We start from the raw sequence: 8,217 nt of genomic DNA, 5'->3' as shown, positions 1-8,217 counted from the left end.
CTGCCTGTCACGCAGGAGATCGCGGGTTCGAATCCCGTCGGTTCCGCCATTTTTATATTTATTAATACCGTATGCGGAAGTGGCTCAGCGGTAGAGCATCGCCTTGCCAAGGCGAGGGTCGCGGGTTCGATTCCCGTCTTCCGCTCCAATATTTGCGCCCTTAGCTCAGCTGGATAGAGCGTTTGACTACGAATCAAAAGGCCGGGAGTTCGAATCTCTCAGGGCGCGCCATTATAATTTTATACGCCGGCGTGGCGGAATGGCAGACGCGCTCGACTCAAAATCGAGTGGGAAACCGTGGAGGTTCGAGTCCTCTCGCCGGTATAGATAACGGGATGTAGCTCAGCTTGGTAGAGCACCTGGTTTGGGACCAGGGGGTCGCATGTTCAAATCGTGTCATCCCGATCTCAAAAAAGACGGACTATCTATTTATAGATAGTCCGTCTTTTTATTTATGTTTAAAAGGTGGTTGTGTTCAAAGCAATCATAACCTCTTAATTTATGACAACCTTTAATAAGGAAAGGAATAATTATATTTTTCATCCTTTTAGTGCTCAGGTGCATCACATTGCTGGTGCCTTAGGTTAATTTTGCATAAACCCCAGTTCTTTCGGTCACAATAGGTTTAAAAAGTGATAGAAGGGGTTCATGTGAACACGTTTAACTTCAAAAAACAATTTAAGAGACGCTGGCGTCGATGGAAAAGAACAGTGTGGATGACTGCAGCTTTGGTTGCCGTAGCTATACTGGCTTACAGTGGTTTGCCGATTTCTTCTGCGATTGAGCGTTTATTAACGACCAATTTCAGTGAGGCTGTATCTGTAATGGGACCTGCTGCGAGTGAACAAAGGTCAGAGCAAGAAATTCAGACTTTGATGGAACAACTCGGGTCTGATCCGGACCGTTTAACGAGTGTTGTATTGGAGACGCAATATATCTGTGGGGTAGAAACGGAACAATTAGGTAAGATGGCGATTCCTCAATTGAAGATGCTGCTCGTTCAACATCCGGATTGGGGTGCTCAGGTTGAATCGGCAGAAGTGTTACGCATTAAGCAACATGTGGATGATCTTTCTCCATTATGTAAAGAGCAGGCGTATATTAGCATAGATGCTGTGGGTAATCTCAATCTTTATGAAGGACGGCCCACAGAAGAGAAAGTCATCCGTACTTTTTTTCAAATGGACGTAGGCACGTTAGAGACATCATTGCCTGAAGGTGTGTTGGAGCAATTGCAGCAGGGTATTCGTATTCAGGACAAGGATGAGTACGACAGTGTAATCTCTACGTTCAGCGATTATGCGGTGGATGAGGCCAATAAAGAAATCCGTAATGGCGGATAAAAGAACAGGCTGATCTGCATTGAGTGGATCTGTTTACATCCAGTAGAGGAGAAGTTTCTGGTGGAAGGATATTCGTAGGTCATACAACATACGAGGGGAAACGAAGGACATCGAAAGATGTCCTTTTTGTCGTTCCATGACCGATACACCTGAATATAGGAGATAAAGATTGTAGGTTATTCACGAATTGAGGCGAGTATATGGAAGGACAAAGTTTTTCCTGCCGTAGGGCCTATCTTTTGTTATAATGAAATGAACGATACATATGTTCGCTTTTGTAAGGGAGAGATGGATTTGCGTTTTTTGGGAATTGACCCGGGGATTGCGATTGTCGGTTTTGGTTTTGTGGATAAAATCGGCAGTAAGGTAACACCTGTACAATATGGCTGTATTCAGACAGAAGCTCATACCCCTGAAGAGGAACGGCTGCTTCATGTATATGAGGGCATGGTACAGCTGATTGATAAATATAAACCAGACGCGGTAGCGCTGGAGAAACTTTTTTTCAATCGTAACGTCACAACAGCGATGTCTGTCAGTCAAGCTAGAGGTGTCATGGTACTGGCTGCTGCCCAGAAGGGACTGCCTATTGCCGAATATACGCCGATGCAGATTAAGCAGGCGATTGTTGGATACGGAAAAGCAGAGAAGCGGCAAGTGCAGGAGATGGTCAAAATGTTTTTGCGTTTACAGGTGATTCCGAAGCCGGATGACGTAGCAGATGCTTTGGCTGTAGCAGTGTGTCATGCACACTCATATACATTAAATTCCAAGTTGAATGAGGTATTGCGAAAATGATTGATTTCCTAAGAGGACAGTTCGTACATCTGGAAAATGAATATATTGTGCTTGATGTACATGGCGTTGGTTATCGTGTATTCTGTCCGAATCCTTTTGCATTTGCGAAGCAAGAAGGCGAAATTATGGTGTATACCCATCACCATGTACGTGAAGATGCGATGTTGCTGTTTGGTTTTGCGACTCGTGAGGAACAGAAGTTATTTCGCAAGCTGATCGAGGTATCAGGTATTGGACCCAAAGTTGCTCTGGGTATACTCGCTGGCGGTACGCCGGACCATGTCGTGACTGCAATTTATCAAGAGAATCTGACGTTCCTGACCAAACTGCCGGGGATTGGTAAGAAAACAGCGCAGCGTATGATACTGGACCTTAAGGACAAATTGGATGGTTTCGGTGCTGCCACGTATGCAACAGGTTTGTTTGCTCCTCCTTCGGAAGAAGCAGGAAGCGGCTCTGCCTGGGATGAGGCACGTGAAGGTCTTAAGGCGCTGGGTTATACCGACAGTGAACTGGATAAAGTATGGCTCAAACTGAAGAAAGATGTTACTTCGGCCGATTCTGTTGATGTGTTGATGAAACGGGCACTGCAAATGCTGTTTACGGGATAATTAATTTTGCCTCTATAATAGAGCAGTAAGCCGCATAAAAAAGGTAGGGATGAACATGGATGACCGGATTATTTCCGCGAACCTGATGATGGAGGATCAAGCTGTGGAGCTTAGCCTTCGTCCCCGGTATTTGAATGAATATATCGGGCAGAACCAGGTCAAGGAGAATTTGAAAATATACATTGAAGCCGCCAAGATGCGCAATGAGGCGCTCGATCATGTGTTGTTATATGGCCCGCCTGGACTGGGTAAAACAACACTTGCCAATATCATTGCCAATGAATTGGGTGTTAACTTACGTACAACATCGGGACCGGCGATTGAACGCCCAGGTGATCTGGCTGCATTGCTTACAAACCTGCAAGAAGGGGATGTCCTGTTTATTGATGAGATTCATCGCCTTCATCGGACGGTAGAAGAAGTGATGTATCCCGCCATGGAAGACTTCGCGTTGGATATCATGATCGGAAAAGGGCCAAGTGCCCGCTCCGTACGTCTTGATCTGCCATCCTTTACGCTGATTGGTGCTACAACCCGTGCAGGCTTGCTTTCTGCGCCTCTCAGAGACCGGTTTGGTGTTATCAGTCGACTGGAGTTCTACACGGTGGATGAGCTGGCCTACATCGTCTCACGGGCCTCAGAGATTCTAGGGGTGGAGATTGTTGGTAATGCCGCCGAAGAGATCGCATTGCGCTCCCGTGGGACACCGAGGATTGCCAATCGACTGCTAAAAAGAGTGCGTGACTTTGCCCAGGTACGGGGTGATGGTATCATCACACAGGCTCTGGCGGAAGAAGCGCTGCAACGTCTTCAGATTGATCCGCGTGGTCTGGACGAGATCGATCATAAAATGCTCAAATCAATGATTAACAGTTTCCGGGGAGGCCCTGTGGGTCTGGATACGATTGCCGCTACGATTGGTGAGGAGAGTCAGACCATTGAGGATGTCTACGAGCCTTATCTATTGCAGGTTGGCATGCTTCAACGCACACCGAGGGGCAGAATTGTAACGGACCTGGCCTATCATCATCTGGGTTTGCCAGTTCCACCGAGAGACGCCAAATAATTGTGACTATATATCAATGAGATTATCTTAATATACAACTTGGGACAAACATGGAGAGGAGACTGATCGTGAAAGCAATACAAACAAGGAAGTGGAGTCGGCGTTTGAAGGTGTTGGCCGCAGCTCTGTTGACGGTAGGATGCCTGCAAGTGCCGGTTTATGCCGCTGAAGGTGATGGGCAGATGATTCGGGTAGCCATGTTTGCGAACCTGGGAAGTACGTATAAATCGACTACACCACTGATTACGCTTGAGTCGAGTGGAAAATGGAATATTGGTTCGGAAAGCGGAGCAAGTATAACTCTTCCAGCAGGACAAATCCGTTTCAGTGCGGATGGATTCCGCGTCAAAGTGTTGGAAACAGGGGATTTCAAAACGGCAGCAGCAGCCGCAAAATTGTTGCAGGCCACTAGTGATAAACCCTTGTTGTTTACAACGTCTCTGAATGGTAAAGCGACCTATCAACTCTACACCGGAAACTATGCAACAGAGGCGTTGGCTGGACAAGCGGTAGCACGTGTACAAAAAGTGGCTGCAGCCCAACTAGGTGGACAAAAACCAGCGGTGACGGGCAGCAAGCGTCTGTCTGCAGGAGTCTACAGCTCACTTCCAGAGGCAGAAGCGGCACAAGCATCCCTTTCATCGGCAGGAGTTAGTTCTTATACGGCGCTTCAACTGGATGGAGGGAGTCAAGGGTATGCTGTATGGGTGGGAGAAGCCTCATCAGATACTGATCTGTCTGCATTCAAAAAAAGTGTGGAAGCCAGTGTTCCAGGAGTAAACCTGTCTCCGGTAAACAGTAATAGTGCTGCGCTTATCATCCGCCAGGATGCCGGGTTAAGCACGGATACACTTAAAACAGCTCCGCATTACACTATTGCCGGCAGTGAGGCCAAGGCGTTTGTGCAAGGAGACGGTAGTGGAATCAAAGTGGTGGAACGTTCCGGACGGACATATCGCGGTGACATGGAAATTAGCATTGTAAGCGGCGATTTGGCTTTGGTTAATGTAGTTCCACTGGAGCAATATTTATACTCTGTTGTTGGTGCAGAAGTGTATTCATCCTGGCCAGCAGAAGCGCTGAAAGTACAGGCTGTCGCTGCACGCTCTTATGCGCTTCAACAGGGAGATCGTTTTAAAATTGCCAACGTTGTGGATACCACGCTCAGTCAGGCGTACAACGGAATGGGTTCAGAGAATGATAAAGTCTCCAGCGCGGTTGATGCTACTTCTGGAGAAGTCATCAAGAGCGGTGGTAAAATCGTAGAAGCTGTGTTCTCTTCCAATGCAGGGGGACAGACTGCTCACCCATCCGAGGTATGGAATGGGGGCGCGGATGTGTTCATTAATGTAGATAGTCCTGGAGATACATCGGCTCAAGCTGGATTACAGACATGGTATCATGTGCTGTTAAGTACAGGAGTCAGCGGATATATCCGCGAGGATAATGTAAAAGATTTAACGACCAAAACGGATGCGGGTTTAGCCAAAGTGACGGTTACTGCCCAAAATACCAATGTGCGTCCCGTTCCGTTAATTCAATCCAATGTTGATCCGGTAGCGAAAATGAATCCAGGCAACGAGGCTGTTGTTCTGGCCAAAGTGCCGCAGTCCAACGATTATGCTTGGGTAAGAGGGCCATTCACGTCAGCCCAGTTGGTTAAAACCCTGCAGGGTAAAACGACTTCTACTGTTCCATCTTCGATCTCAACGCTCGAAGTGACCAAGCGTGGGCCATCAGGAAGGGCACTTGAAGTTACAGCCAACGGCCAGCCCATGACGGTAAAATATGCAGATACATACCGCTCTGCTTTAGGTGGATTACCGAGTACTTTATTTGATATTGCAGGGACCGGAAGTTATACTGTATTAGGCGCTGACGGCAAAACAGCAAGCAAAACCGGCTCACAGGGTGCTGCTGTACTATCTGCCTCGGGCACAGGAACTTCATCCGGTAATGCTCTTGTGGTTATGAGTGGTGATGGTCAAGCTCGAGCTGTAACTCAGGGCCAAAGCTTCATGATCATCGGTCAGGGTAATGGGCACGGATTAGGTTTGTCCCAATGGGGTGCCAAAGGCATGGCTGATGAAGGGTATGATTACCAGGCAATATTGAAACACTATTATCAAAATGCGACTATTGTTAAGGAATGAATCTAATATGAATGTGAACTTATATGATTTTGAATTGCCGGAGCAATTAATTGCACAGACGCCACTGCTTGACCGCACGGCGTCCCGGTTGCTTACCTTAAATAAGGAAAGCGGTGAGGTTAACCATCACACGTTTCCTGATATTATCGACTTCCTTCAGCCTGGAGATACACTGGTGTTGAATGATACACGTGTTCTTCCAGCGCGTTTGTTCGGAACCAAAGAGGACACGGGGGCAAAGGCTGAAGTACTTCTGCTCAAAAACGTGGAGGGCGATCGTTGGGAAGCTTTGGTTAAACCAGGCAAGAAGCTGAAAGCCGGTTCGGTTATCGTTTTTAGTGACGAGCTCAGGGCAGTCATTGATGAGGAAGGCGAAATGGGTGCGCGTTTGCTTACGTTCTCCTATGATGGGATTTTTCAAGAGATACTGGATCGTTTGGGTGAAATGCCGCTGCCTCCTTATATCAGAGAGACGCTGGACGACCGCGAAAGGTATCAAACGGTATATGCGAAACATGAAGGATCGGCCGCTGCCCCGACAGCAGGATTACATTTTACAGATGAATTGCTAAACCGGATTCGGGATAAAGGCGTTAATGTAGCTTTCATCACGCTTCACGTTGGACTCGGAACATTTCGGCCTATGTCAGTTGACAAAGTTGAAGAGCATGTCATGCATGAGGAATACTACTCTTTGTCTCAAGAGACAGCGGATCTAATTAATGAAACGAAAAAACGTGGCAACCGTATATTTGCTGTAGGAACGACAAGTTGTCGTACACTTGAAACGGTAGGAAGCAAGTTTGAAGACGGGCAGTTGCAAGAGAGCAGCGGCTGGACCAAAATCTTTATCTATCCGGGATATACTTTCAAAGTAATCGACGGGATGCTTACGAATTTTCATCTCCCCAAATCCACATTGGTCATGTTGGTCAGTGCGCTTGCGGGTAGAGAACAAATCATGCATGCATATGAGGAAGCAATTAAAGAACAATATCGTTTTTTCAGCTTTGGCGATGCCATGTTGATTTATTAAGATATGAAGGTATTACGATTAATTTTTAGAGGATGATTAAAACCAATGGCAGCAATTACGTACGAACATATCAAAACCTGTAAACAATCCGGAGCTCGTTTGGGACGTGTACATACACCTCACGGTATTATTGAGACACCAACCTTCATGCCTGTAGGAACACAGGCCACGGTGAAGACGATGAGTCCCGAAGAACTGAAAGAGATGGATGCACAGATTATTCTGAGCAATACTTACCATCTGTTCCTGAGACCTGGCCATGAAATTATTCGTCAGGCAGGCGGATTGCACAAATTTATGAACTGGGATCGCCCGATTTTGACTGACAGTGGCGGATTCCAAGTGTTTTCTCTGAGTGAGATGCGCAAAATTACGGAGGAAGGCGTTAACTTCCGCTCCCATCTAAACGGAGATAAAAAATTCCTCTCGCCTGAAGTGGCAATGGAAATCCAGAATGCACTGGGCTCCGATATTATGATGGCATTTGATGAGTGCCCGCCTTATCCGGCTGAGTATGAATATGTGAAAAAATCACTTGAAAGAACGAGCCGCTGGGCAGAACGTTGTCTGGAAAGTCATGCTCGTCCCAATGATCAAGGGCTGTTTGCTATCGTACAGGGGGGCATGCATGAAGATCTTCGTCGCCAGAGCGCGGCAGATTTGACTTCCATGGATTTCCCGGGTTATGCTATTGGTGGACTGAGTGTTGGAGAACCGAAACATTTGATGTATGGTGTATTGGATTACACAATTCCTTTGTTGCCGTCCAATAAACCACGCTATCTAATGGGTGTTGGTTCACCCGATGCATTGATTGAGGGATCGATTCGCGGAGTGGACATGTTCGATTGTGTTCTGCCTACCCGAATTGCCCGTAACGGAACAACGATGACCAGCCAAGGACGTCTGGTAGTTCGTAATGCCAAGTTTGCAACTGATTTTGGGCCACTAGACCCTGAATGTGATTGCTATACTTGTCGTAACTATTCAAGAGCCTATTTGCGCCATTTAATCAAAGCGGATGAAACGTTTGGCTTACGTTTGACGACCATCCACAATCTTCATTTCTTGCAGAATTTGATGCGCAATGTGCGTAAAGCCATAATGGAAGATCGTTTGCTTGATTTCCGGGATGAATTTTTCGATCAATATGGTCTTCATGACAATGACAAAGGTTTCTGACCAGGTTTTTGCGGAACCGAAGTAACAA

General features: G+C 46.8%; 7 protein-coding genes and 4 tRNA genes. All 11 read left to right on the top strand.

The genetic code is table 11. The features are described from left to right. Positions 1-73 precede the first annotated feature (73 nt). The 11 genes from AC4PM4_RS14970 (at position 74) to tgt (ending at position 8,189) form a co-directional block, all read left to right on the top strand. Positions 74-148, top strand: a tRNA-Gly gene (locus AC4PM4_RS14970). A gap of 6 nt (positions 149-154) precedes the next feature. Further along, positions 155-231 (top strand) — tRNA-Arg (locus AC4PM4_RS14965). Between the two features lie 14 nt (positions 232-245). Then, a tRNA-Leu gene (locus AC4PM4_RS14960) sits at positions 246-324 on the top strand. Positions 325-331: 7 nt separating this feature from the next. Further along, positions 332-405, top strand: a tRNA-Pro gene (locus AC4PM4_RS14955). Positions 406-650: 245 nt separating this feature from the next. Then, positions 651-1,343, top strand: a complete 693-nt coding sequence (locus AC4PM4_RS14950) for a BofC C-terminal domain-containing protein (protein WP_072734777.1) — start codon at positions 651-653, stop codon at positions 1,341-1,343. A 294-nt stretch (positions 1,344-1,637) separates the two neighbouring features. Then, positions 1,638-2,141 carry a crossover junction endodeoxyribonuclease RuvC gene (gene ruvC, locus AC4PM4_RS14945; RefSeq protein ID WP_053779097.1) on the top strand — a complete coding sequence of 168 codons (504 nt, stop codon included), beginning with the start codon at positions 1,638-1,640 and terminating at the stop codon, positions 2,139-2,141. After that, complete coding sequence (ruvA, locus tag AC4PM4_RS14940; RefSeq protein ID WP_076287741.1) at positions 2,138-2,752, top strand: Holliday junction branch migration protein RuvA; 615 nt, start codon at positions 2,138-2,140, stop codon at positions 2,750-2,752. Before ruvC ends, ruvA begins: the two co-directional genes overlap by 4 nt. Positions 2,753-2,807: 55 nt before the next feature. Then, positions 2,808-3,818 carry a Holliday junction branch migration DNA helicase RuvB gene (gene ruvB, locus AC4PM4_RS14935; protein ID WP_491613946.1) on the top strand — a complete coding sequence of 337 codons (1,011 nt, stop codon included), beginning with the start codon at positions 2,808-2,810 and terminating at the stop codon, positions 3,816-3,818. Between the two features lie 50 nt (positions 3,819-3,868). Continuing rightward, on the top strand, positions 3,869-5,971 hold the full coding sequence (locus tag AC4PM4_RS14930) for a SpoIID/LytB domain-containing protein (RefSeq protein WP_491613945.1): 2,103 nt from the start codon (positions 3,869-3,871) through the stop codon (positions 5,969-5,971). A gap of 7 nt (positions 5,972-5,978) precedes the next feature. Continuing rightward, positions 5,979-7,007, top strand: coding sequence for a tRNA preQ1(34) S-adenosylmethionine ribosyltransferase-isomerase QueA (gene queA / locus AC4PM4_RS14925; protein ID WP_072734773.1), 1,029 nt, complete (start codon positions 5,979-5,981; stop codon positions 7,005-7,007). Positions 7,008-7,052: 45 nt separating this feature from the next. Further along, the gene (tgt, locus tag AC4PM4_RS14920) at positions 7,053-8,189 is read left to right on the top strand and encodes a tRNA guanosine(34) transglycosylase Tgt (RefSeq protein WP_064635839.1); all 1,137 of its coding nucleotides are present in this window, start codon (positions 7,053-7,055) and stop codon (positions 8,187-8,189) included. Positions 8,190-8,217: the final 28 nt, after the last annotated feature.

The organism is Paenibacillus sp. MDV22-iso6, from assembly GCF_058408365.1.
Note: the sequence above shows the minus strand (reverse complement) of the source record. Positions and strands in the feature narration are given on the sequence as shown.

Excerpts from the sequence above, each read along its gene's own strand:
- ruvA (WP_076287741.1), top strand. The coding sequence starts at position 2,138 with ATGATTGATTTCCTAAGAGGACAGTTCGTACATCTGGAAAATGAATAT.
- ruvB (WP_491613946.1), top strand. The coding sequence starts at position 2,808 with ATGGATGACCGGATTATTTCCGCGAACCTGATGATGGAGGATCAAGCT.
- AC4PM4_RS14930 (WP_491613945.1), top strand. The coding sequence starts at position 3,869 with ATGGAGAGGAGACTGATCGTGAAAGCAATACAAACAAGGAAGTGGAGT.
- queA (WP_072734773.1), top strand. The coding sequence starts at position 5,979 with ATGAATGTGAACTTATATGATTTTGAATTGCCGGAGCAATTAATTGCA.
- tgt (WP_064635839.1), top strand. The coding sequence starts at position 7,053 with ATGGCAGCAATTACGTACGAACATATCAAAACCTGTAAACAATCCGGA.